The 24788-nt window shown below is 67.6% G+C and carries 20 protein-coding genes and 3 pseudogenes; 15 read left to right on the top strand and 8 right to left on the bottom strand.

The features are described from left to right. Positions 1-55 precede the first annotated feature (55 nt). Together FSW06_RS09590 and FSW06_RS09585 are read right to left on the bottom strand one after the other, a co-directional pair. Positions 56-355: a hypothetical protein gene (locus tag FSW06_RS09590; protein ID WP_010122594.1), complete on the bottom strand. Its 300-nt coding sequence runs from the start codon at positions 353-355 to the stop codon at positions 56-58. A 63-nt stretch (positions 356-418) separates the two neighbouring features. Further along, positions 419-1390: a hypothetical protein gene (locus FSW06_RS09585; RefSeq protein ID WP_146881340.1), complete on the bottom strand. Its 972-nt coding sequence runs from the start codon at positions 1388-1390 to the stop codon at positions 419-421. Positions 1391-1601: 211 nt separating this feature from the next. Here FSW06_RS09585 and FSW06_RS09580 point away from each other — a divergent pair. After that, a pseudogene (locus tag FSW06_RS09580) lies at positions 1602-2934 on the top strand (ISL3 family transposase). On the opposite strand, the gene FSW06_RS14960 reads toward FSW06_RS09580, so the two are convergent. The 3 genes from FSW06_RS14960 to FSW06_RS09565 form a co-directional block, all read right to left on the bottom strand. Continuing rightward, the gene (locus tag FSW06_RS14960; RefSeq protein WP_276508052.1) at positions 2874-3764 is read right to left on the bottom strand and encodes a transposase; all 891 of its coding nucleotides are present in this window, start codon (positions 3762-3764) and stop codon (positions 2874-2876) included. The pseudogene FSW06_RS09580 and the gene FSW06_RS14960 overlap by 61 nt on opposite strands. Then, positions 3754-4302 carry a transposase gene (locus FSW06_RS14955; protein ID WP_158005232.1) on the bottom strand — a complete coding sequence of 183 codons (549 nt, stop codon included), beginning with the start codon at positions 4300-4302 and terminating at the stop codon, positions 3754-3756. The genes FSW06_RS14960 and FSW06_RS14955 overlap by 11 nt, the downstream gene beginning before the upstream one ends. Positions 4303-4813: 511 nt before the next feature. Further along, on the bottom strand, positions 4814-5083 hold the full coding sequence (locus FSW06_RS09565; RefSeq protein ID WP_010122607.1) for a metal-sensitive transcriptional regulator: 270 nt from the start codon (positions 5081-5083) through the stop codon (positions 4814-4816). Positions 5084-5211: 128 nt separating this feature from the next. Between FSW06_RS09565 and FSW06_RS09560 the strand changes: the two genes are divergently transcribed. From FSW06_RS09560 to FSW06_RS09540, 6 genes and pseudogenes are all read left to right on the top strand, one after another. Further along, the gene (locus FSW06_RS09560) at positions 5212-7341 is read left to right on the top strand and encodes an MMPL family transporter (RefSeq protein ID WP_083827138.1); all 2130 of its coding nucleotides are present in this window, start codon (positions 5212-5214) and stop codon (positions 7339-7341) included. Positions 7342-7376: 35 nt separating this feature from the next. Continuing rightward, positions 7377-7802: a DUF302 domain-containing protein gene (locus FSW06_RS09555; RefSeq protein WP_010122609.1), complete on the top strand. Its 426-nt coding sequence runs from the start codon at positions 7377-7379 to the stop codon at positions 7800-7802. Between the two features lie 242 nt (positions 7803-8044). Continuing rightward, positions 8045-9309, top strand: a protein-coding gene (locus FSW06_RS09550) for an IS3 family transposase (RefSeq protein WP_238526022.1) whose coding sequence is annotated in 2 segments (ribosomal slippage) — positions 8045-8318 and positions 8318-9309 — 1266 coding nt in all. Because the reading frame shifts where the segments join, the coding sequence is not laid out codon by codon here. Positions 9310-9350: 41 nt separating this feature from the next. Continuing rightward, positions 9351-9446: pseudogene (locus FSW06_RS14950) on the top strand (LysR family transcriptional regulator); the annotation flags it as partial. Further along, positions 9441-10181 carry a LysR family transcriptional regulator substrate-binding protein gene (locus tag FSW06_RS09545; protein WP_273051040.1) on the top strand — a complete coding sequence of 247 codons (741 nt, stop codon included), beginning with the start codon at positions 9441-9443 and terminating at the stop codon, positions 10179-10181. The pseudogene FSW06_RS14950 and the gene FSW06_RS09545, both read left to right, overlap by 6 nt. A gap of 262 nt (positions 10182-10443) precedes the next feature. Further along, positions 10444-11776, top strand: a pseudogene (locus FSW06_RS09540) (ISL3 family transposase). On the opposite strand, the gene FSW06_RS09535 reads toward FSW06_RS09540, so the two are convergent. After that, entirely contained in the window at positions 11763-12026 is a 264-nt protein-coding gene (locus FSW06_RS09535; RefSeq protein ID WP_170233723.1) for a metallophosphoesterase, read from the bottom strand. The pseudogene FSW06_RS09540 and the gene FSW06_RS09535 sit on opposite strands and share 14 nt — an antisense overlap. A gap of 1142 nt (positions 12027-13168) precedes the next feature. On the opposite strand from FSW06_RS09535, the gene FSW06_RS09530 reads away from it, so the two are divergent. Both FSW06_RS09530 and FSW06_RS09525 read left to right on the top strand, forming a co-directional pair. Next, positions 13169-13351 (top strand): hypothetical protein, encoded by a 183-nt coding sequence (locus FSW06_RS09530; protein ID WP_010122622.1) that lies wholly within the window; start codon positions 13169-13171, stop codon positions 13349-13351. Between the two features lie 303 nt (positions 13352-13654). Further along, positions 13655-14860, top strand: coding sequence for a hypothetical protein (locus FSW06_RS09525; RefSeq protein ID WP_010122624.1), 1206 nt, complete (start codon positions 13655-13657; stop codon positions 14858-14860). Here FSW06_RS09525 and FSW06_RS09520 read toward each other — a convergent pair whose 3' ends face one another. Further along, positions 14861-16999 (bottom strand): ABC1 kinase family protein, encoded by a 2139-nt coding sequence (locus tag FSW06_RS09520; RefSeq protein ID WP_010122626.1) that lies wholly within the window; start codon positions 16997-16999, stop codon positions 14861-14863. It abuts the gene before it with no gap. Positions 17000-17050: 51 nt separating this feature from the next. Here FSW06_RS09520 and FSW06_RS09515 point away from each other — a divergent pair, with 51 nt between their 5' ends. From FSW06_RS09515 to FSW06_RS09490, 6 genes are all read left to right on the top strand, one after another. Next, positions 17051-18382 (top strand): LLM class flavin-dependent oxidoreductase, encoded by a 1332-nt coding sequence (locus tag FSW06_RS09515; RefSeq protein ID WP_010122628.1) that lies wholly within the window; start codon positions 17051-17053, stop codon positions 18380-18382. Then, positions 18375-18656, top strand: a complete 282-nt coding sequence (locus FSW06_RS09510) for a hypothetical protein (RefSeq protein WP_010122630.1) — start codon at positions 18375-18377, stop codon at positions 18654-18656. The genes FSW06_RS09515 and FSW06_RS09510 overlap by 8 nt, the downstream gene beginning before the upstream one ends. Positions 18657-19239: 583 nt before the next feature. Next, complete coding sequence (locus FSW06_RS09505) at positions 19240-20352, top strand: glycerophosphodiester phosphodiesterase family protein (protein ID WP_010122632.1); 1113 nt, start codon at positions 19240-19242, stop codon at positions 20350-20352. 70 nt (positions 20353-20422) lie between these two features. Further along, a complete protein-coding gene (locus FSW06_RS09500) occupies positions 20423-21583 on the top strand; it encodes an esterase/lipase family protein (protein WP_139024607.1) in 1161 nt (386 codons plus the stop codon). Between the two features lie 127 nt (positions 21584-21710). Beyond that, on the top strand, positions 21711-22487 hold the full coding sequence (locus FSW06_RS09495) for an SDR family oxidoreductase (protein WP_010122636.1): 777 nt from the start codon (positions 21711-21713) through the stop codon (positions 22485-22487). A 72-nt stretch (positions 22488-22559) separates the two neighbouring features. After that, entirely contained in the window at positions 22560-23570 is a 1011-nt protein-coding gene (locus tag FSW06_RS09490; protein ID WP_238526023.1) for an esterase/lipase family protein, read from the top strand. Positions 23571-23586: 16 nt separating this feature from the next. Here the strand turns inward: FSW06_RS09490 and FSW06_RS09485 are convergent, their stop codons facing one another. Beyond that, complete coding sequence (locus FSW06_RS09485) at positions 23587-24783, bottom strand: hypothetical protein (protein WP_010122640.1); 1197 nt, start codon at positions 24781-24783, stop codon at positions 23587-23589. Between the last annotated feature and the right edge of the window lie 5 nt (positions 24784-24788).

Below are 24788 nucleotides of genomic sequence, written 5' to 3'. Positions count from 1 at the left end.
CACATACTCAGTCATCGCAGCTCAGGGACGTGATGAAGGGCTTGTCTTGTTACTCCTAGTCCGGCACCTCATTGAGGATCCTCGCCACCGTCTTCCGCTGCTCCGGTGTGAGATCGTCGAGGGTCTTCTTCCAGTGGATCATGGCCCACCACACCGTGTCGGTCATCCTGCAGCGGTCACAGGTGCGCACGGAGATAACACCCCACTCTCCCATCTCCGGCGGGTAGTCCCAGCCGGCGGCGTAGGCCGCATCAGAGGACAATGACTCGGTTTTCCCGCAGACCTCGCAGACGTGCTCGAAGGGGAGGTCACCGGGAATCAGGCTGGGGTCCGGGTAGTCGGGGTGGACGCTCATGGGGACAAGGCTAAGCCGATCGGAGACGTGCCGTCCAGTATTGTGTGCCCACTTCTGCGCAGGTCAGAGTATTTTTCCTGCTCGCCGTCGGTGCTGGTTCGCGGCGTCGGTGGCCCACAGTCGGATCTCCGCGGTGCCCCAGCGCAGTGGCATCGTGCTCAGTGCCCGGTAGACGTCGCACTCCGGCCGCGGATCCAACAGGTGGGTCGCCAGGGCGGTGAGGTCCTCGGTGGTCAGCCAGTGTGTGAACCGCTCGGCCGGGCCGGCCCACTGAGGATGCGCCTCGACGGCCTTGTCGGCGTCGAGGCGCATCCACCGGGTCCTCGGCAGTCGGTGTGTCCCGCCGCCGCGGTCGAGGAACCGCTGGAGGGTCATGCGGTGGGCGGTCACCGACTCCACCGTTGCCGCCGGGGTGTCGGCGGTGAACGCGGGTGTGGGCCAGGGCAGTTCGGTGTCGGCCCAGGGCCACAGGGGACCGGACCCGGTCACGGTGAACTCGTCGACCGGGTACCAGCCGGTGTCGGTGATCACCTGCCGGTGGGCCACCGGTACCGACCAGGTCCACTGATCCGGACCACCGGCGTGGGTGTCGAGGACGACGACGGATCCGTCGTCGGTCTCTTTGGCCAGGGCGATGTCCAGCACCCCGGTCAGGTCGCCGTCCAGGGGTGCGGCGAAGCGGGTGTGGTGGTGACCGTGGATGTGGACTGTTGGGTGCACGGCGGTGAGAACGCGGTCGATGCGGGCCCGGTCGGCGTCCCCGAGCGGGTCGCCGACTTTGTCGCGGGCGTGTTCACTGTCGGCGGCCAGGGCGGCGAACGCGGTGGTGCCGGTCTCGTGGGTGACGAGCACGTCGACCGGGCCGCCGGCTGCGTCGGGGGCTGTGGTGATGGCGCGGTCGACCTGGGTGTCGGTGATGTGCTCGGCGGGGAACCAGTCGAGGCCTTCGGTGCGCCAGCTGCGGTCGGTGGAGGTCGCCCCGCCGAGGAACAGGAGGTCCGCTCCGGCGATCCGGTCGCGGGTGCCGCGTGGCATGTGGGTGATGCTGCGGGTCAGTGGGGTGGGGGTGGTGGCGTCGGGGTGCAGGAGGGTGAAGTGGCTCTTCCGAATGAAGAGTGCGTAGCAGGTGTGCAGCAGGCCGGATGGGCCACCACAACATGTAGGGGGCCGGGGCCGGGAACGTAGAAGGACCCTGCAGTGACAGGATGAAGGTGTCTTAAGCATCCATCCAACCGCTCCAGGATCCATGTCTCACCCTACCGTTACCCCTGGTCCCGCCCCGAACCTCGTCGCCGACACGATCTGCCGGACTGCCGAGCTGGGCCTGTCGATCGACAACGCCGCCGACGCCGGGGACGTCACCCACCTGTATTGCCACCCCGTGTCGGTGTCCACCACCTGCCCGGGCTGCGGGCGGGACTGCCAGGTCCGTGACCACGTCGAACGACGACTAACAGACCTGCCCATCGCCGGGCACCCCATTGTCCTGCACGTGCGTGTACCCCGGCTGGTCTGCGGCAACGACGATTGTCCTGTCACCGTCTTCCAGGCCCCTATCCCTCAGGCGGCCGACGATCGACAGTCCGTAACCTGCCGAGTGACCCGCTGGATCCTCCAGCGCATGGCGACCGACGGGATGAGCGTGACAGCCTGTGCCCGGGCGTTGGGTATCGGCTGGGACAAGGTCAACCAACTGGCCCTGTCGGCCTGCCGGCACCTGTCCTACGGGGATCCCACCCGACTGGACCGGGTCCGGGTCCTCGGCGTCGACGAGCACAAGTGGAAGCACGTCCGTGGTGACGGGTCCCCCGGGCTTCGTCACCGTGATCGTCGACCTGACCCCGCTGGTCGACGGGGTGGGCTCGGCCCGACTGCTCGATATGGTGCCCGGCCGCAGTGCCGACGCGTTCGGCGACTGGCTCGACGCCCGCGGCAGCACGTTCCGCCACAGGATCCGGGTGGTGACCATGGACGGATTCACCGGCTACGCGAAAGCCGCGACCCAGCATCTGAGCCAGGCCCGGCAGGTCATGGACCCGTTCCATGTCGTCCATCTGGCCATCGACAAGCTCACCGCATGTCGGCAGCGGGTCCAGAATGAGACGACAGGACACCGCGGGCGGTCGGGGGATCCGTTGTACGGGATCCGGCGCATTCTGCTGACCCGTAAGTCACTGGTGACCCCGGCCAACGCGGTGAAACTTGATGACGTGCTCACCGCCGAGGCGCACCTGCCGGTGCAGGTGACGTGGTATTTCTACCAGGAGATTCTTGCCGCCTATCAGGCTGACCGGCCACGCGACGGGAAGCTGCGGATGTTCAAGGTGATCAAGGCTCTGCACGTGAAGATCCCCAATGACTTGCGGGAACTGCGGGTGCTGGGTCAGACCCTGTGGCGGCGGCAGGCTGACATCCTCGCGTACTTCGACACCGGTGCGTCCAACGGTCCGGTCGAGAACATCAACGGCAAGCTGGGACACCTGCGCGGTATCGCCCTGGGATTCCGGAACAAGGCCAACTACATCTTGAGGTCACTGATCCACTCGGGTGGACTCCGGGGCGCAATCAACGCACTCTGAAACCGGAAGAGCCGGTTCAGTGACCGTATCTGGGCCAAGGCCGCGGCCAGCAGGCCAGTGTGCGGGGCATGACCATCCAAGTGCACCCGCACCTGTCTGGCGTGACGGGCCACCGTCGCCGCAGTGGACAGCAGCCGGGCTCGTAGTGAGCCGGGGTCCCATAACCACCACCATGACCGGGCAGCGGTGCGGGCCTTCTTCGCCGCGAACGAGTGGTGGGGCACGGCGAGGAAGCTGAGGTCCTTGGCGTCTTTGATGCGCTGCTCGCACCGGCCCCGGCCCCGGTGTCGCAGGTCCAGCACCTGGGGTTGGCCGGCCGAGTCGGTGATGAATGCCGTGACCCGTCGACCGTCCACATCGGTGATGCGCAACTGGCAGCCCGCCGCGGGGTACTCCACCCGGACGATGACCCGGGTACCGGTGGGGAAGCTATCCAGGTTGATGCCGTACTCCCCGGCCTTCCCGGTGGACAGTAGCCCGGTGATATCGGCGACATAGGCGGTGTCGGCATCGGTGACCCCACCGTTGGCACCGGGGCGTAGAACGCCCTGCTTGATCTCGTCGGACATGGTGGACACCAGCGCGCCGATCTTGTCGGTCACCCGGATGCCCAACGAGTAGGCGAAGCCGCGGGAGTGGAGGTAGGCGGCAACGTTTCTCGTTCCGCCGGCCCCGTCGGTGCGTACGAGGATCTTGTGTCCGATGTTGCCGCCGCGCTGGGATCCGGGCAGGGCCCGGTAGGCCCGGCGGAGCAGGGTGATGTGGTCGTCGGCGTTGTTCGCCCCGGCGTTTCCCGGCCGCATGAGCAGGGCCAGGGGTTCACCGCCCAGACCCGGTCCGTGGTCGACGAAGGCGCACAGGGGGTGGAACCCGTAGCCGCCTTTGTAGGTCGGTGCGCCCGTTCTGTGTGTTGGAGTGGATGTGGATCAGGGAGGCGTCGATGTCGATGATCAGCGGGTCATCCCTGGTTGCCGAAGCGATCGGGTTCAGTGCCCCGAGTGCGTTCCAGGCGAGGGTGCGGGCCTGTCGCATTGCCCGGGTCATCTTGTCGTCAACCAGATCGGCGTGGTCGTGGAGTTGGTGGATCCGCCGGTGTGCGGTGGTCATTGAGTCGATGGGCCTGGTCAGACCCGTAGCCACCAGAGGCTTCAGCAGGTCCAGGTCATCGAGGCAGGTGGCGCCAGCAGTCAAAGCGACAGCCAGGGACGTCATCACCGTCCCGGCGGTGTGGGTGACTGCTGACGGGGTCAGGCCGGCGAGATGTTCGTCGAGAACCTCTGCGATGCCGAGGGTGTTCGCGGTGTCGGCGACGAGCAGTGTGCCGGCGCCTGTGCAGATCGACTGGTCAGTGGTGATGTCGATTGACAAGTGTTGGTGGTCTTGCACTGTGAGGGTGATCGACGTTCTTGTTCAGATTTCGGCTTCAGCACCTAGAATCGTAGCAGTTCAGGGTCACTATTCTCGTGTTTTCAGGGGGTCGGATCAGCAGCCGGGTGAACTATCCGGGCCAGGTGCGCAACCCCGACTACATCGGCCCATGGCCGCCGGCCGATGATCACGGCTAGGCAGGTCAACGCCCAGCACCCGCCACGACGTGGACGTGTATTTCCTTGACCGTGTCCCACCACCTTGAGCGTGGTGGGAGTTGCTGCCTCGATCTCGTTGAGATCCCCGGGGAGGGTTGATTTCCCGGGATTGGTGCAACCCCGGCCCCGGGGCACCACCGGAACGCCCAGTACGACGCACTACCCGAGTTCGTCCGCGCGGTCGCCGTCTCCCTACCGGCTGCATACAAGCAGGCCAGTCGACCAGACCCGTCCGGTGCTGCGAACATCTACCGACGTCAACCCTGCAGTGTTGCGTGCGCCATTCGGGGCAGTCATGACAGTGACAGGAACATCTTCTCCAGCTCATCCTCGGACAATTCGGGTTGTTCCCCGTTCTCCGCGGCGCGGATGCATTCGCGCATTCCCCCGGAGATGACCTTCACACCCGCCCGGTCGAGGGCGCGGGACACGGCCGCGAGCTGGGTGACGATGTCGCGGCAGTCGCGGCCTTGCTCGATCATGTCGATGACGCCGTTGAGCTGACCGCGCGCCCTCTTCAGGCGGTTCAGGGCGGCGGCGGTCGTCTCGTCGTTGAGGCTCATGGTTGCGATCCTATACCCCCACAGGTATGTTGGACTCTCGCACATACCCCCCGGGGTATATACCGCGCAGGGGACGGTAGACGACAGAAGGAGACAATGTGACCACGCAGACAGACGCCGTACAGTCCATGGCGACTGCATCCGACCAGGTGGGACCGCCAGGCGTCCTCGCACGGTGGGGCGGATGGATGGCACACCACATGAAACCGGTCCTGGGTGTCTGGCTGATGGTCCTCGTCGGCCTCGGTGCCGCCGCACCCTCGGTCTTCGACGACCTCGCCGGCGCGGGATGGCAGGCTGACGGTTCCGAATCCGTCGCCGTCCGGGACCTCGCCCAGGAACACTTCGGAGGCAACGCGTCCTCCGCCATCCAGGTCGTCATCCACACCGACGCCGGAACAATCGGGGATGACGCCACCACCGCCATCATCGACAAGGCCACCGACCTGCTCGAGGCCGATGACCGCATCGCCGACGTGATGCCCCCGACCCCCGGCGTCACGGTCAGTCAGGACGGGAGGACCGGCATCCTCATCGCCGGGGCCGCCGCGGACACCGACGACATGGTCCGGCTCGCCGATGAGCTCTCCGGTGACATCACCGATCTGGCCACCGACACCGTCGAGGTCTTCCCCACCGGGCAGTCGATGCTGTGGAGTGACTTCAACAAGGCCAACCATGACGCCATGATGAAGGCCGAGATGATGTCGTGGCCGGTCACTCTGATCATCCTCGTCATCGCCTTCGGTAGTCTCGTCGCCGCCGGACTGCCACTGATGCTCACCATCGCCGGCCTCGTCGCCTCCGCGGGTGCCCTGGTGCTGCTCAACTCGGTGAGCCCCATCTCGGTGTGGGCGATGAACTTCGCCCTGATGTTCGCCCTCGCCCTCGGGATCGACTACGCGCTGTTCATCGTCGCCCGTTTCCGGGATGCGTTGCGTACCTCGGACACGCCGAAGGACGCCGTCGTCGTCACCTACGGCACCGCAGGAAAGGCGGTCCTGCTGTCCGGGCTCACCGTGCTCATCAGCCTCTCCGCTGTCCTGCTCGTGCCGGCACCGGCGGTGCAGACCATGGCGGTCGGCATCATGCTCGCCGTGGTCTTCGTCCTCGCAGCGACCTTCACCCTCCTTCCTGCGGTCCTCGGGGCGCTGGGGCCCCGCGTCAATGCGGTCGCCCTACCCTTCGCCAAGCGACAGACGCACCGGTCACCGGTGTTCGCCCGGTGGGCGACGCTGCTGCGCAGACATCCGCTGATTGCGGCCGGGGCGTCCACCGGACTGCTCATCGTGCTGTGTATCCCGGTTATCGGTCTCAAGGTGGCGATGCCGTCGATCGCGGTCGTCCCCGAGGATGCACCGGTCCGCCAGGGCTACCACCTTGTCCAGGATGCCATGGGAGAGGGTGCGCCGGGCATGCTCCAGGTCATCGTCGACGACGGTGACGCCGCAGAGGCTGCACGGATCGCCGCCGCGACCGACGGCATCGGTGCGGTGACGCCGACCATGCCCGCCACCGATGATTCAGGACTGTCCATGTTCCAGGCCGTTCCTGAGGTTGACCCCTCGGACAAGGCGATGAACGGGATCCTCGAACAGTTGCGCGATGATCTGCCCGGTTCTGCCCTGGTCGGCGGTGCACCGGCGGAGAACATCGATCTGCAGGACGCCCTCGACAGTTACTTCCCGCTGATCGTCGGCGTGATCCTGCTGCTCGGCTTCCTGCTGCTGCTCATCGCACTGCGGGCACCGTTGATCGCGGTGATCGGTACGGTGGTCAGCCTGCTGTCCACCGGCGCTGCCTTCGGCGTGGCCCGGCTGATCTTCCAGAACGGGGATCTGTCCCGGTTCCTCGGCTTCGAACCGCAGGGATTCCTCGACGGCTGGGGGCCGGTGTTCTTCTTCGCGATGATCTTCGCTGTGGCGATGGACTACACAGTGTTCCTGCTCGCCACCGTGAAGGAGCACCATGAGATCGCCGGTGACTCCCCGACCGCGGTGATCGAGGGTATGGCGCATTCCGGCAGGATCATCTTCGCCGCGGCGGCGGTCATGGTCGCCGTGTTCTTCACCTTCGCCCTGGCGGAGCCGTTGCCGCCGAAGGAGATGGGTATCATCCTCGGTACCGCGGTCCTCCTCGACGCACTGCTCATCCGTCTGGTGCTCCTGCCGGCGGTGCTGATCCTCACCGGACCCGCGGCCTGGTGGTCACCGGCCTGGCTGCGCCGGATGCTGCCGGACATCAGTTTCTCCCACTGACCGATCCCACTGAACTCACCACGAAAGGTTCGACCATGTCTGACCAGCTTTCCTTCTCCACCACCGTCACCTGTCCCTTCGACGAGGCCGTGACCCGCACCCGCGGGGCCCTGGCCGCACAAGGGTTCGGCGTCCTCACCGAGATCGACGTCACCGCCACGATGAGGACGAAGATCGGCGCTGAGCTGGAGGATTTCCTCATCCTCGGTGCCTGCAAGCCGGATTTCGCCTACCGGGCACTGGAGGCGTCACGGGCGGTGGGGTTGATGATGCCCTGCAACGTGGTCATTCGGCGTGACCGGGAAGACGGCGGCATCATCCATGTCGAGGCGGTGAATCCGGCGCTGATGGTGTCCTTCGTCGGTGCTGAGGGTTCCGAGGGTGCCGACGGCGTCAGGGAGGTCGCGGAGGACGCCGCGGCCCGGGTTTCCGCGGCGATCGCGTCGCTGGCGGACGCCTGACCGACTGTCGGGGCCCGGCTCTTGGCGGGACGGCATAGACGAAAGAGCCGATACATCAGCATCACTTATGGCTGCGATGCTGATGTTAGAGGTCAGAACACTAGACTAGAAGCATTATGAATGGCCGACTGTCACTGGAATCACTGCGCTATGCTGACGCCGTGGCTGATGCGGGGTCCTTCAGCGCTGCTGTGAACCGTCACGGGTATCTTGCCGCCTTCCAATGAGGAAGGATCAACAACATGAACAAGCACTACGACCCGGAGTTCAAGGCCCGGGCCATCCGCCTGGTGCAGCAGCAACGCAGTGACTACCCGTCAATGACTGCGGTGTGCCGCGCTCTCGGTGACGAGCTCGGAGTCTCGCGTGAGACGCTGCGTAACTGGGCCCGCCAGGCCGACATCGACGCCGGAGACGCCCCCGGTGTCACCACCGGTGACAACGAGGAGATCCGGCGCCTGCGCAAGGAAATCAAGCGACTGCGGGAATCCAACGAGATCCTCAAGGCGGCGACGGTTTTCTTCGCCGGGGAACTCGACCCCCGAAACCGCTGATCATCGGGTTCATCGACCAGATGAGAAGCCAAGGCCACGCCGTCGAGTCGATCTGCCGGGTCCTGCGGGGGCAGGGTGTGGCGATCGCGGCGCGGACCTACCGTCACGCCAGGGCCACCGGCCCGTCGCCCAGGACGGTGTCCGATGCGCAACTGCTGGACACCCTCCACGGGCTGAAAGGTACCCCGGAATCGTTGTACGGACGGCGGAAAATGGTTGCCCACCTGCGGCGCCTCGGCCACGAGGTGGCGCACTGGACCGTCGACCGGCTGATGGGTGTCGCCGGAATGGCCGGGGTGAGCAGGCGCAAGTCACCGTCACGAAGCAAGAAGAACCAGCCTGAGGACCGGGCGTCGGATCTGCTGCACCGGGACTTCACCGCAGCGGCACCGAACCTGGTGTGGGTCGCGGACTTCACCTACGTGATGACCACGTCAGGCTGGGTGTACGTCGCGTTCATCGTCGACGTGTTCTCCCAGCGGCTCGTCGCCTGGCACGCGCAGACGTCCAAGGGTGTGGAACTGGTGCGGATCCCGCTGCGCCTGGCGTTGTGGGAGCGCAGACGCGGTGATCATCCGGTAGACCGTGACCGGTTGATCCATCATTCGGATGCCGGAAGCCAGTACACGGCGGTGAGGTTCACCGGTGCGCTGGCCGATGAGGGCATCAGCCCGTCAGTCGGCACTGTCGGAGACGCGTACGACAATGCGTTGATGGAGACGATCAACGGGTTGTACAAGGCCGAGTGCATCCGCAACCGGGTCTTCAGCCCCGAGGTGCTGGAGTCGGTGGTGGATGTGGAGATTGCGACGTCGTCGTGGGTGCACTGGTACAACACGTCCCGACTTCACTCGTCGTTGGGGATGGTCCCGCCGGCGGAGTTCGAGGACACGTTCTGGGCCGAACACGCTACACTGAGACAGGTGTCTGAGAAGGCCACTCAGCCAATCTAACGGCGGCAACAAAAGTGTGACGGTTCACTGCGCGACGTTTCAACGTCACCCAGCCCGCGTTGTCCTCCAGTATCGCCAAGCTCGAGGAATACCTCGGTGGACGTCTCTTTCTCCGTAACCCGCGGGGGACGCTGCCCACAGCTTTCGGGGACGTCATCCTTCCCCGCGTCAACCAGGTCGTCGTCGACCTGGAACGGGTCGAGACGGAGGCCCGGGCCTTCACGGAACGGGGGCACGGGAAGATCCGGGTCGGGACGTCACCGCAGATCGAGAAGGTCCTGGTCACCAGGCTGCGCGAACTGGTCTACGGGCCGGAGACCTACTCGCCGGAGACGCCGGGCAGGGACGCCACTCTCTTCGAGTCCGAGCTCGACCAACTGGAGGAGTACCTCCGGGGTGGGATGCTGGACGTGATCATGGTTCCGGCGCACGGACTGCTGCCGGCTTACAGTCACCGCCTGATCAATTCGGACTACCTCGTCCTCGTCGAGACCGAGGGCTCGTCGGACACGTCCGGGGAACGTGAACCGGTGACTGTCCGGGAACTGGCGGAACAAGAGCTCATTCTCGCGAGGAACGGGTGCGGGATCACCCGTACCGTCCACAGTCTGCTGGACGAGGAGGGGCTGTCCCTGGGGCGGTCGGAGGTCGAGGTCGCCAACTGTTCCACCCTGCTCAGCTGGGTGGGCAAGGGGATGGGTTCGATCCTGCTGCCGGAGCGCAACGTCACCCCGGGGCTGGCCTACCGCAGGATCCTCCGGGAGGACGGCACCTACGCGGAGATGTTCAATGAGATGATCTGGGATCCGGGTTCGCAGGACGCGGTCTATCTGGAGGCTCTGTCGCGTAAGCTCGCGGCGTCCTGTGAGTAGGTCTGCGGTATAACCGGTGCGACTAACCCCATAAAGAATGGCCGTCTACCTCTAAAGTTTTTCAATACCTAGCCTCAATGGAAGACACTTGCGGTGCACTGTCCCTGTTTCCAGGCTCTTCCGAATGAAGAGTGCGTAGCAGGTGTGCAGCAGGCCGGATGGGCCACCACAACATGTAGGGGGCCGGGGCCGGGAACGTAGAAGGACCCTGCAGTGACAGGATGAAGGTGTCTTAAGCATCCATCCAACCGCTCCAGGATCCATGTCTCACCCTACCGTTACCCCTGGTCCCGCCCCGAACCTCGTCGCCGACACGATCTGCCGGACTGCCGAGCTGGGCCTGTCGATCGACAACGCCGCCGACGCCGGGGACGTCACCCACCTGTATTGCCACCCCGTGTCGGTGTCCACCACCTGCCCGGGCTGCGGGCGGGACTGCCAGGTCCGTGACCACGTCGAACGACGACTAACAGACCTGCCCATCGCCGGGCACCCCAGTGTCCTGCACGTGCGTGTACCCCGGCTGGTCTGCGGCAACGACGATTGTCCTGTCACCGTCTTCCAGGCCCCTATCCCTCAGGCGGCCGACGATCGACAGTCCGTAACCTGCCGAGTGACCCGCTGGATCCTCCAGCGCATGGCGACCGACGGGATGAGCGTGACAGCCTGTGCCCGGGCGTTGGGTATCGGCTGGGACAAGGTCAACCAACTGGCCCTGTCGGCCTGCCGGCAGTTGTCCTATCAGGATCCGTCCCGGTTGGACCGGGTCCGGGTCCTCGGCGTCGACGAGCACAAGTGGAAGCACGTCCGTGGTGACGGGTCCCCCGGGCTTCGTCACCGTGATCGTCGACCTGACCCCGCTGGTCGACGGGGTGGGCTCGGCCCGACTGCTCGATATGGTGCCCGGCCGCAGTGCCGACGCGTTCGGCGACTGGCTCGACGCCCGCGGCAGCACGTTCCGCCACAGGATCCGGGTGGTGACCATGGACGGATTCACCGGCTACGCGAAAGCCGCGACCCAGCATCTGAGCCAGGCCCGGCAGGTCATGGACCCGTTCCATGTCGTCCATCTGGCCATCGACAAGCTCACCGCATGTCGGCAGCGGGTCCAGAATGAGACGACAGGACACCGCGGGCGGTCGGGGGATCCGTTGTACGGGATCCGGCGCATTCTGCTGACCCGTAAGTCACTGGTGACCCCGGCCAACGCGGTGAAACTTGATGACGTGCTCACCGCCGAGGCGCACCTGCCGGTGCAGGTGACGTGGTATTTCTACCAGGAGATTCTTGCCGCCTATCAGGCTGACCGGCCACGCGACGGGAAGCTGCGGATGTTCAAGGTGATCAAGGCTCTGCACGTGAAGATCCCCAATGACTTGCGGGAACTGCGGGTGCTGGGTCAGACCCTGTGGCGGCGGCAGGCTGACATCCTCGCGTACTTCGACACCGGTGCGTCCAACGGTCCGGTCGAGAACATCAACGGCAAGCTGGGACACCTGCGCGGTATCGCCCTGGGATTCCGGAACAAGGCCAACTACATCTTGAGGTCACTGATCCACTCGGGTGGACTCCGGGGCGCAATCAACGCACTCTGAAACCGGAAGAGCCGGTGAAGTCCTCGTGGTTGCCGTCGATGGTCCGGTAGTCGACGCCGGGGGCGCGTTCGTCGAGGAGGAGTTGCAGGAGGTCGAGGTCGGCGGGGTGGTGGAAGCCGAAGTCGCCGGTCTGGATGATGGTGGCCGCGCCGGTGGACACGGCGAGGTCGGTGGTGTGGATGAACGCGTGGATGTTGTCGTGGAGGTCGCCGACGAAGACGATGCGGTCGGGGTCCGGGGTGGTGTTCACGGGGGTTGAGGGTAGGGGACGTGATGGGCTGCGGACTAGTTTCGTGTGTCCGGTTCTGCGCAGGTGCAGAGTCGTAGCACTCGCGGGAGCGATTGCCGGATCGGGTTTCACAGGCACGGGTGATTCACCGGATCAGGACCGCTGCGCAGAAGTAGGACTGGGACGCGTGGACGCCCCAACACGGGGATTTGCTGTCGGGGACGTGACGTAGTTCTGCCTATGGGAGCAGCGTGTCCGGGTGTGTCTTCGGCTCGTGGCGACGTCGTCATGATCATGATGTCGGGAGTCCATGGAAAGCACGGCTCCGGCCCGGTCAACCGGTGGCGGCGGGAACGGTCGACGCGGTCGGAGTCCGGATATCAAGACGACGTGTGACCTGTGCAGTGCGGCTGATGCCACCGGGTGTTGTAACAGCTTCTGTAGCGCTGTCTGTAACACGTCCTGGAACAGTCGCTGGTGCCGCGGTGAATTTCGCTGTAACGGAGCCTGTAACAGTGCTTGTAACACCCGGCGTCGAGACTCCGGCATGTGAGTGGTCCCTCCAGTTCCGTACTGTCACCGTCCCATACGGCGAAGGGCGGAACGGGTGATGATAGCCGGTGCGTCTGCAGTTCTGTCACGGGAGCTGTAACGGCGTAACTGGCCGGATTGAGGGAGTCCGGCCGTTCCGTCGGACAGGCCTGTCACAGTCTTTACGGGGTCAACGGATGTCGGCTGTAACGGCCGGGTACCGATGCCACCGGGACTTTCCGGGGCCCGGTGTGCAGGATCGGAGTGTCCGGTTGCGCAGGTTCGGTCCCGCGGGTTCCTGTGGGGCTGGTTCTGCGCACGAGGTGGTGGCGGAGGGCTGTGGGGCCGTGTCTTCCTGCCGTGAGGAAGGGGGTGCCAGCGGTGGGATGGTGTTCGTGCAGTGGTGTTGTTGAGCGTCACGTCCTTCTGGTCCGGTGCTGCGGGTGTGAGGTTGCGCAAACTCGGTCCCGGCCTCCCACCTGCCCACCACAGAGAGAGCATCCGGAGGGGTCCGCATCACCTTCATGACGGACTTCTACGACCGTCGCAGTGAGCCGGTGGACGGGTCAGGTACGGGCGCGTACGGTGGTGACACAACTGCACACACACGATGAGTGGAGGTGGCATCCAGGATGTCCGAGACAGATTCTGCGTACCAGGGCCGGCACCGCGGGCAGCCGGCCGACGGCTCCGGTGACGGCACGGAGACCGGGAACTCCGGCGTGTCCGTCGAGGAACTGAAGGAGGAGAACGAGGAGATCGACGAGTGGGAGAAGGAGTCCTTCCCCGCCAGTGATCCGCCGGAGAACTACTGAGGGGGAACTGCTGACCGGGAATGACCGACGGTCATCCCGGCCGACCGGGCCGGGGTGAGTGGAGGGAACATCCGGTGGTTCTCGCCGTGCCTTTCGGAAAAGGTAAGGGTACGTTTATCTCATGACGTTCACTTTCCGCATTCCGGGGCGCCTGTCGCGCACCGCCACGACCCTCATGCTCGCCTCCGCGACCGCGGGCACCACCGTGCTTGTCGCACCGACGGCCGCTGCCGACCCCGATGCCCCCGCCCCCGACACCACCGCGCCCGACGCCCCGTCTGTCAGGACGCCAACACCATCTCGGTGCTCTCCGCCTACGACCAGATCGTCGCCGAGACCCGCGTCGGTATCCCGGCCCAGCTGCAGCCCCTGTTCACCACCAACGTCGACAATCTCCGCTCCGCGCTGCAGACCTCGCAGGTCGCCTACGTCGACGTCTCCCGGGACGCCTCGGAGCTCAACGACACGGCCGTGGAGAACGACGACCACTACGCCAATTTCGCGGTCGCCCGGCTCGACAAGATCCGCAACGGTGATGCGGACGCCACCGTCGCCTTCAGGGACCTGAGCCTCTCCGAGGTCGTCGAGACCCTGGTCCTCGGCATGTACTCCTTCACCGTCCCCCTGGACATCGCCGCCCGCTCCATGCCCTCGATCGGCCCGATCCCCGGCATCGGCACCGCGGCCGGCGGCACCCCGCTCATCGGCGGCTACCTCACCATCGGCTACCTCGCGAAGCTGCCGCTGCAGTACGGCTCGCAGGGCATCAAGCAGCTCGCTGACAACCTCCAGGGCAATCTCACCGCCGGCTGCTACACCGGGGACGCCGCCCCCGCCGACGGGGACCGGCTCACCCACGGTGGTGCGGCGCCCGTGGTCCCGGTGCAGCCCGCCGAGCAGGGCAACGCCGCCTATCTCGCCCTCGGCGACACGGCGACCTGTACCACCGGGGACGCCGAGACCTTCGGCGCAGCACTCGACCGCGTGGCCGAGGGAATGCGTGGCCAGGTGCCCGCCGGCCAGGAAGGTGCCTTCGACGCGGAGGTCGTACGGCTCAAGAGCAACGCCCGGACTGCGCAGGTGACGAATAACTTCATCATGAAGGAGCCGGAGGACCTCAACCCGGTTCTCGCGATGGTCGACAACCCGATGGTCACCTTCGCCTGGGGTGCGGTGCAGGGTGCGTTCGACGGCACCGCCGGGCAGTCGACCGCCGTCGCCGACCTCACTGTCGGCAACGGCATCGACTACGCCACGGTCGCCGAGGCACTGACCTCGCTGATCGCCGGCGAGATCTGGGGGACGGTCACCGCGCCGACGAACGTCAGCTATCCGGTCGGCAACCTCCTCGGCGGGACGCCGACGGTGAAGGCGTACTCCACCGTCCCCGACGTCACCGCGGCGGCGTCCTACCTGACCACCGAGAGCCTGGACGTCTACGACCACACCCTGCAGAGCCTCTGCATCGCGGGGACTGAGGGCAGCCGGGACGCCGGAGACGCGAGGTAGTCACCTCCGCCGCTGGAACAGCACCATCGCCACGGTGCGCAGTGACATGAGGAAGCCGGCGAACAGCACCACGTAGCCCATCGCCGCGTGCCACGTCAGGTCCCCGGTGAGCACCGGTCCGGCGGTGCCGAAGGCGATGAGCACCACGCCGCCGAGCACGCAGAATCCCGCGACGATCGCCACGGTGAACTGCTGCAGCAGGTTGGTGAGGAACGACCGGTCCGAGGGGTTGCGGAACATCCGCATACTCACCGACAGCCGACCGTCCTTGAGGTCGCCGACGATGCCGGAGAGCTGCCGCGGCAGGTCCCGGACCATGGGGAGGGACTCCATGAGCACACCTTCCGCGGCGTCCCGCAGGCTCGAGGGGTGGAACTGCTCCTTGACCAGTGCGGACCCCTCCTTCCGCGCGGTCTCGACGACCGGGTAGTCGGGTTGGATGAGCCGCAGCGTCCCCTCGAGTTCGCCGAGGCAGCGCAGCGCGGCGGCGACAGCTTCCGGCACCCCCAGCCGGTAGTCGTTCATCATCGACATCAGGCCACTGAACAGGGCCGTCCCCTCGCCCTTGGCGAAGCCGCCGCGGTAGCGGGAGAGCATCGCCCCCACCGCGCGCTGCAGGGACCGTTCGTCGAGATCCTCGGGGCGGTCCATGAGGCCCAGCAGGGCATCGGTGAGGATGCGGGCGTCCCCGTGCTCGATGGCGGCGAAGACCGCGGCGAGCTGCTGCCGGTCCGCGGCGTCCAGGTGGCCGACCGCGCCGAAGTCGAGCATGCCCAGTCCGACCGGACGCCGCTCCTCGGAACCGCCGGAGATCTCGAGGGACCCGACGGAGCGGGACCACTGTTCCCGCCACGTCTGGTCCCGCATGAGCAGGATGTTGCCCTGGTGCGGGTCGGCCTGGAACACCCCGTACTGCATCATCTGGCGCATCACGGAGACCATCAGCGCATCGCCGAGGGACCTGCGGTCCTCCGCGGACAGGTCGGCGAGCTCCCCGGCGGCGTCCCCCAGCGGCGTCCCGTCCAGTTCGTCCATGACGAGCAGCCGGGCGGAGGAGTACTCGTCGTAGACCTGCGGCATCACCAGCTTCGTGGCGTGCACCGCCGCGCTGATCTCCCGCATGTTCGCGGCCTCCACCGTGTAGTCCAGCTCCTCGGTGAGCGACTCGGTGAAGGCGGCGGCGATGTTGCGGATCCCCATGTCACGGCCCCAGTCGGTGCTGCGGTCCAGCCAGGTGCACAGCCGCATGAGGATGTCGGTGTCCCGGGTGACTTTCTCCCGGGTGCCGGGCCGCTGGACCTTGAGGACGACCTGCGTCCCGTCGTCGAGCCGGGCGCGGTGGACCTGCGCGACCGAGGCCGCGGCCATCGGCTCATGGTCGACCCGGGCGAAGACGTCCTCGGGGTCCGCGCCGAGGGATTCGGTCATCGCCGCGCGGATGTCCTCCCACGGTTCCGGGGAGGCGCTCGTCGTCAGCCGGCCGAGTTCCGCGGTGAACTCCTTCGGCAGCAGCGTGTCGCGCGTCGACAGGTTCTGGCCGAGTTTCACGAAGGTCGTGCCGGATTCCTCCAGCGCCTCGCGGAAGTGCCGCGCCGCCCGCCGCACCGCGGCACGGTCGTCACCGGACGCCGCGGAGGTGCCGGCCCCGTCGCCCGACCTGCCGTGCCGGTGGCCGGGACGCCGGCTGAGCCCGGGGATCGAGGAGGTCAGCCCGTGCCGGAAGAAGATCGCGACGACCTGGCGGTACCGCCGGTTGCGTGCCCGCCGGTCCCGCAGCCCCATCGCCCAGGACGCCGGGTTCGGCAGCGCCCCGGTCGGGATGATGAGCTCCAGGACGGTCAGTACCCCGGCGCCGAGGCCCAGCATCCACAGCAGGGCGATGCCGCCGAGGATGATCGCCGGGCCGGGGGAGACGTGGCGTCCGGATTCGTCGGTGAAGAACTGGTCCACCGCCAGGTACACCAGCCCACCGGTGGCGAGTGAGACGAGCAGGGCGACGATGATCGACCGGGGCCAGCCCACCGGCACACCCAGCACCCGGCGCATGACGTTGGCCAGCAGCCATGTCACCACGACAAGGGCCACGGCACCGACGATGACGCCCACCGGGACGGCGATCCACAACACGGAACTCTCCATGGCACCCAGGCTACGGGGCGTGGGGACAGGGCAACATATAGGCTGAGACGCATGCGCACCATGCACCTCAACCTCTTCGCCTACGCATGCGGACACCACGCCGCCGCCTGGCGGGCAGCGGACTCCGCCGTCGACAGGCTGGGTGACATCAGCTACTGGAGCGACCTGGCCCGCACCGCCGAGCGGGGACGCCTCGACGCGATCTTCCTCGGCGACGGCCAGTCCGCCGGTCTCGGCCGCGTCGCCGACGGCCCCACCTGGTATCTCGAACCGCTGACCACCCTCGCGGCGCTCGCCGGGGCCACCACCGACCTCGGCCTGGTCTCCACCGTCTCCTCGACCTTCTGGGACCCGTTCCACGCCGCGCGCATCGCCGCCAGCATCGACCACATCTCCGGTGGCCGCGCCGGCCTCAACATCGTCACCTCGCAGACCGACGAAGAGGCGCGCAACCACGGCATGGACAAGCTGCCGAACCACGCCGCCCGCTACGCCCGCGCCGGGGAGTTCATCGGCACCCTCAACGACCTGTGGGATTCCTGGCCGGCGGACGCCACCGTCGCCGACCGTGCCGGTCTCTACGCCGACCCCGGCAAGCTGCACCGCATCGGCCACCATGACCGCTGGTTCGACGTGGACGGCCCCCTCAACATCCCGCAGTCGCCGCAGGGGCGTCCGGTCCTGTTCCAGGCCGGCGCCTCCGAACCCGGCCGGGATCTCGCGGCCCGGTGCGCGGACGCCATTTTCACCGTCGCCTGGGACATCGACACGGCCAAGGCCTTCCGCGCCGACGTCCGCGCCCGCGCCGAGGCCTACGGCCGCAATCCCGACGACATCCTCGTCCTGCCGGGCCTCGTCACCTATGTCGGTGCGACCGAGGAGGAGGCGCACGCCCGGCAGCGCGAGCTGACTGCCCTGCTGCCCGAACAGGACGCCCTGCGCGGCCTGTCGCAGCTCATCGGCCGGGACGTCTCGGACTGGGAGCTCGACGCGCCGGTGCCCGACCTGCCGGGCATCGACGAGGTCCAGGGTTCCCGCGGGATCTACGCCACCGTGCTGCACATCATCGCCACCGCCGGAACGCGCGGTTCCGGCTGCGGTGCGGACTGCCGGCCCACCCTCCGTGAACTGCTCGGCTACCTCGCCGCCGGCGGGGGCCACGCGACCTTCCTCGGCACCCCGGCGCAGATCGCCGACGAGATGGAGCGCTGGATCGACGAGGGGGCGGCCGACGGCTTCAACCTCATGCCGCCGACCCTGCCCGCCGGGCTCGACTCCTTCGTCGACGGTGTGGTGCCGGTCCTGCAGGAGCGTGGTCGGTTGCGCCGGGACTACTCCGGCGCGACCTTCCGCGAGAACCTGCGGGAAGACCTCGGTGACTGACGACGCTCCGGTGCCCGCCGAGGTCGTCACCCTCGGTGCGACGAGCCGCGGCACGACGATGGGCGGTATCGGCACCCTGGGCCGGGAGATCAGCACCTCCGGTCCGGACCTTGATCCGGCACTGAGCTGGGTCACCGGCCTGGTCCGCAACGCGCTGACGCCGGGGTCGGTGGGGGCGCCGCGCTGCACCCCGAACTCACCGCTCGTCGGGGCAGGTACCGCCGGGAGCACCGAGGGCAGCGCCCCCGCCTTCGGTCTGGTGTCGGGGTCCTGAGCCGCACGCTGCGTCGGATGCTGACCAGCCGTGGTGGGTCGTACCCCCGGGTCTGTACAGTGTCGAACTCTCCAGACCCCCCTTCTGTACAGCGTCCGAAAGGCATTGTCGCAGGTATGCGCGATGATCAGATAGGTGCGGTGCTCCGCGAATCCAATCCCTGGTGGCTGGTACCGGTCATGAAGACGCCATCGACGGGGTGGACGGCGTCCCACAGGATGCTCCGGGACAGGGACCGTTACGATCTCGGCTACCGCTCACCGGTGCTTGAGGACGTCGCCCATGATCCGGTGGACGACAAACTGGTCATTCTCACCGGGCTATCTCCAGGATCTGGAGGCCTGGGAGGCCCTGTCGGTGGTGCTGCTCATGACCTCTTCTCTCGGTGGCGGACGGTCGAATACAGGCGTCCGGCGAGGCCACTGCAACGTTGCTGAATGCCGGAAACTATGGTCGCGCGGCATGGACCGTAGTTGACCCGCAGATGAATCCTCCCGGGTCCCCGGTGAACATCCGGTGCACAGACACTGACAAGCGCTGACATGCACAGACAGCCGGTGCGGGGACCGTTAACGTCCCCGGCATGACAACCCTCACCCGTCACCTCTCCACCGCCGTCCTCTCCGCCGCGTTGGCTGCGTCCGCTCTCCTCGCCTCGGCCCCCGCCGCCACCGCCACCGACGTGCCCGGCTCCTCCACCGGTTCTGCAGGTTCCGTAGGCAGCATCACCGGTTCGCTGCCCGGCCTGCCCGGCTCCTCCACCGCCGCCGACAACCTCCCCACCACCTTCGACCTGCAGGCCCACCGTGGTGGACGCGGTGAGCACACCGAGGAATCCCGCACCGCCTTCGAGCACGCCCTGGACCTCGGGGTCACCACCCTGGAGCTCGACATCCACATCACCCGCGACGGTGTGCCGCTGGTCTGGCACGATCCTTCGATCCAGGCGGACAAGTGCACGGACACCGCGCCGGCGACCCCGGACGACCCGCAGTTCCCCTATGTCGGCAAGGACGTCCATGACCTCACCTGGGACCAGATCCAGACCCTGACCTGCGACAGGAAGCTCGCGGACTTCCCGGACGCCGAACCCGCCGGCGGCAACCGCATCCTGCAGCTCTCCGACGTCTTCGACCTGGCCGCGCGGGATCCGCAGGTCCGGTTCGACATCGAGACGAAGGTCGAGGCCGATCACCCGGAGCGTTCCGCCGACCCGCAGCAGTTCGTCGACACGATCCTGGACGCCGCGGACGCCGCCGGCACCACCGACCGCATCACCGTGCAGTCCTTCGACTGGGCGACGCTCCCGCTGGTGCGCGAGCGGGCCCCGCAGGTCCCGCTGTCCGCCCTGTTCGATGATTCGACCTGGGCCTCCGGCTCGCCGTTCCTCGGCCCGGTGGACTACGACGGGGTCGGCGGCGACGTCATCGCCGCCGCGGAGCAGCTCGGTGTGGAGATCCTCAGTCCCGAGTCCGGGACCGACAATCCGTGGCTGGACGGCAACGGCGACGGCGGTGATGTCGCCGGCTTCGTGGACCGGGCACACGCCGCAGGATTCCGGGTGCTGCCGTGGACGGTCAACGACGTCGACGAGATGACCCGCTACCTCGATGCCGGCGCGGACGGCATCATCACCGACTATCCGACCCGGCTGAAGGACCTGCTCGAGGCGCGGGGGACCGTCTTCCGCGGCTGACCGTCGGAAAATCCGGGTCATCGTCGAAAACGCGGTGGTGTGAGCTGCATCACTGCTACAGTCGGTGACCATGTTCACGAGGAAAATGACATCAGCCACCCTGGCACTCACCGCCGCCGCCGGACTGGCGGCCGGTGTCGCCCAACTCCCGCAGGCCGCCGCCGCACCGGACGCCCCGCTCGGGTCCGTGGGAATCCCCGGCCCCGCCTATCCGGGCGTCCCCGTCCCGCAGGACAGCACCACCGGCAACGGCCCCGGGGCGTCCGACTTCGTCGACGCCTTCGTCCAGTCCTTCAGCAACCCGCGCCTGGCCCCGGTCGGCGCCGACGACTGGGGCTGCGTCCCGTCGGCGGAGCACCCGGAGCCGGTGGTCCTCGTGCACGGCACCTGGGAGAACGCCTACGACAACTGGTCCGGACTGGCCCCGGCGCTCAAGGACGAGGGGTACTGCGTGTTCACCCCGAACTTCGGGGTGGCGGACCCGCCGACCAAGGGCGGTGCCGGGTCACTGCTGCCGAACGCCTTCGCGACGAAGGACATCGCCGAATCGGCCGGTGAGATCTCCGACTACGTCGATGCGGTGCTCGGTGCCACCGGCGCGGCCAAGGTCGATCTCGTCGGTCACTCGCAGGGTGGTCTGCTCGCCCGCCAGTACCTCGCCTTCAACGGCGGTGCGGACAAGGTCGACACGACCGTCACGCTGGGGGCGACGAACCACGGCACCACGCTGTCCGGCATCGGCAACCTCGACCGATTCATCGCGCGGCTGGGCCTGAACCTCGATCCGGTGCTCGACTACGTCGTCGGCGAATCCGGGATGCAGCAGGTCTACGGATCGCCGCTGCTCAACGGGCTCAACGCCGGTGGCGACACGGTCCCGGGCGGGAAGTACACCGTGATCGGCACAAAGTATGACGAGGTCACCACCCCGTACTCCTCGACCTTCCTCACCGCCGGGCCGGACGCCACCGTCGACAACATCACCGTCCAGGACGGCTGCGACATCGACCATTCCGACCACATCTCGATGGTCTACTCGCCGCGGGTCATCGACCTGGTGAAGAACGCGCTGACGCCCGGGTCGGTCGAGTCGCCGCGCTGCACCCCGAACTCGCCGGTCATGGGCGCAGGCACGGAGGAGCCCACCGAGGGGCTCAGCGGTCCGTTCGGCTGGATCTCGGAGAACGCGCAGCCGCTGCCCGACCAGCTCATCCCGGGTTCCTCGCTGTAGCGTCCGCCGCCGGCGGCGCTCAGGGAAATTAGCAGTTCAGGGACGTGATATCAGCGAAGGCTAACTTTTTTTAGAAAAAACCGATAAATGTAGACGCGATCGGCCGGCGCGAGGTAGCTTGGCCCCCATGACCACACAGAAGAGCATCTTCATCTCCGGCGGCGCCGCGGGCATCGGCCGCGAAGTCGCCCTCAAGTTCTACAACGCCGGCTGGCTCGTCGGCGCCTACGACATCGACGAGGCCGGGCTGACCAGGCTCGCCGCGGACGCCCCCGGCATCGTCACCGGTACGCTCGATGTCACCGACTACGGCAACTGGGTCGAGGCACTCGCCGACTTCACCTCCCACACCGGCGGCACGCTCGACGTGCTGGACAACAACGCCGGCATCATCGGTGACCTCGACATCGCCGAGCAGGCCGAGGGGCTGATCGCCAAGCAGATCGAGATCAACTGCACCGGTGTGACCTTCGGCGCGAAGGCCGCCTACCCCTACCTCAAGGCCACCCGGGGCGCGCACATGCTGTCCATGGGCTCGGCGTCCGGCATCTACGGCCAGCCGCACATCACCCCGTACTCCGCCTCGAAGTTCTACGTCCACGGCTTCACCCAGGCCATGAGCCTGGAGTGGCGCAAGGACGACATCCGGGTGGTCAACCTCATGCCGCTGTGGGTGAAGACCAAACTCGCCGACGTGGAGGCGAAGTCCACCAAGCGCCTCGGTGTGCGGATCAGGACCGAGGATGTCGCCGACGCGGTGTGGAAGGCCGTCCACCCGAGGAACTGGTTCGAGCGGCAGCGCCAGGACTACTCCGTGTCCTTCCCGGACCTGGCCCTGCGGCTGTCCGCCCGGTTCGCCCCGGCCCCGGTCGTCCACCTGGTCAACCAGCTCATCGCGGGGTAACCGACCGCCGGCGGCTCATCGCGGGTTGCCCGCCGTCGCTGTCCGGGGGACTGCTAGCATCTGAGCATGTTCATGAGGAAAACGAATGTCCTGCTCACGGCGTCCGCGCTGGCTCTCGGGGCGGCGCTCGCGGCGCCGCAGGCGGTCGCCGCGCCGGATGCCCCGCTCGCCGCCGTCGGTGTCCCCGGCCCGGACTACCCTGCGGTGCCGGCGCCGCAGGACAGCACCGTGCCAGGGGACCCGGCCACTGATGCGGCTGCTGACCCGCGGGCCACACCGCCCGGCGCCAACGACTGGGACTGCCGGCCCACCGCGGAGCACCCGCGCCCCGTCGTCCTCGTGCACGGTACCTGGGGGAACGCCTACGACATCTGGAAGGACATGGCGCCGGAGCTCGCCGCCGACGGCTACTGTGTCTTCGCCCTGAACTACGGGGAAGCGGACCTCGCGACCAAGGGCGGGTACCGGTCGACCGACCCCGGCACCTACGCGACGAAGGACATCGCCGCATCGTCGGTCGAACTCGACGACTACGTGGACGCCGTCCTCGGTGCCACGGGTGCAGACACCGTCGACCTCGTCGGCCACTCACAGGGTGGACTGCTCATCCGGCACTGGCTGAAGTACCACGCCGGGGCGGAGAAGGCACAGAACGTCGTCACCCTGGGGGCCACCAATCACGGCACCACGATGAACGGCCTCGGCACCCTCGACCGGCAGATCGGCGGGTACGGCGTGGACCTCGACCCGACGCTCGACTACATCGTCGGGGAGGCGGGCGTCCAGCAGATCTACGGGTCGCCGCTGCTTGAGGACCTCAACGCCGACGGGGACACGGTGCCCGGCATCGACTACACGGTCATCGGCACCCGGTACGACACGACCAGCACGCCCTACGAGGCCACGTTCCTCACGGCGGGCCCGGGGGCGACCGTCGACAACATCACCCTGCAGGACGGCTGCGAGATCGACCGGTCGCCGCACGGGATGACCGCATCGCCGCGGGTCATCGACCTCGTCCGCAACGCCCTGACCCCCGGCTCGGTCCCCGAGCCGCGGTGCGTGGCGGTGGGGGAGGAGTAGAGGGGAGACCGGACTCTCACACCAGCCAGTAGGTCACGTCCGGCCCCCACCCGCCGATGACGGACGCCGCCTCCACTCGACCGGTTGAGCCGGCCGCGCCGGCGGCGCCGGGGACCGGGATGCACCGGGTGGCCGCGGCCAGGTAGCCGGCGACGGTGAGGTGCACGGCGTCCCATTCCTGCGCGACCTGCGACCAGTCCGGGACGAGCCAGGGGCCCGCCTCCCGGGAATCCCGGCCGGTCACCTCGTACCACACGCCACGGTAGGACCAGGTCACCTCCAGCGGGAACTCCCGGCACAGTGCGGCCCAGTCGTCGGCACCGGTGATCTCCCGGATCCGGGACCCTGTCGGCGGTGTGAACCGGCCGGCGGAGAAATCATCCTCCCACCGGTCCTCGATGAACAGTGCCTGCACCGGATCCGTCGGCCCGGTCGTACCCGGCCACCGACGGCTCGACGTCGGGACGCACCACAGCGGCAGCGACCACCAGTTGCCACCGGGGACGTCCTCCGGTGCCCGACGCCGCTCCGGGCCGGTGTCGTGCCGCTGCTCGGTCGTCCGGGTCTCCGCACTCCAGTCGCGCAGGTTCGCCGCCCGCTTCTCCGGCGGGATGTCGGGGACCGGGTCGGCGTCGGTGTCGCTGCGACCCCAGCTCACCGACCACTGGTCGGTGAGGTCCGGGGTGGACCACCACCAGTCGGTCACCGGTGACGCGGCGAGGTGTTCCGCCACGGGGCGGAGCGCCTCGCGGACGGCGGGATGTGCGGCGAGTGCGTCGTAGCCGTCGGGTTCCTGCCAGTACATCGCCGCACTGACCGACAGATCGAGAGCACTGTCGAGGGACTCCGCGGCGGGGTCGGGCAGCGGTGGCCCGGCCGCGAGGACCTCCCCGATGAGCCGGGCGACGGCCTCGGGGGTGCCGGGCGTCTCTGACGTCTCCGGCGCAGCGGATGTGTCGCCGGAGCCGTCACTGTCGTCGCCGTCGTCACCGGCAGCGTCGTCGTGGACGAACCGGACATACCGTGCGCGCCGGTCCCGCTGCGGATCGAGGGCGTCGGCGACGGTATGGACAGCCCGGGAGACCGGGAATCCACCGTCCGGGCCGGTCGGCTGTTCCACCCCGGTGAGGAATTCGAGCAGGACGCGGCGTCCGCGGGGACCGGCGAGGAGGTCGTCGGCGCGGGACGCCGTCTGCGGTGAGTCGGTGGGCATCCCCC

This window comes from Corynebacterium nuruki S6-4 (genome assembly GCF_007970465.1).
Taxonomy (GTDB): Bacteria; Actinomycetota; Actinomycetes; order Mycobacteriales; family Mycobacteriaceae; genus Corynebacterium; species Corynebacterium nuruki.
Note: the sequence above shows the minus strand (reverse complement) of the source record. Positions and strands in the feature narration are given on the sequence as shown.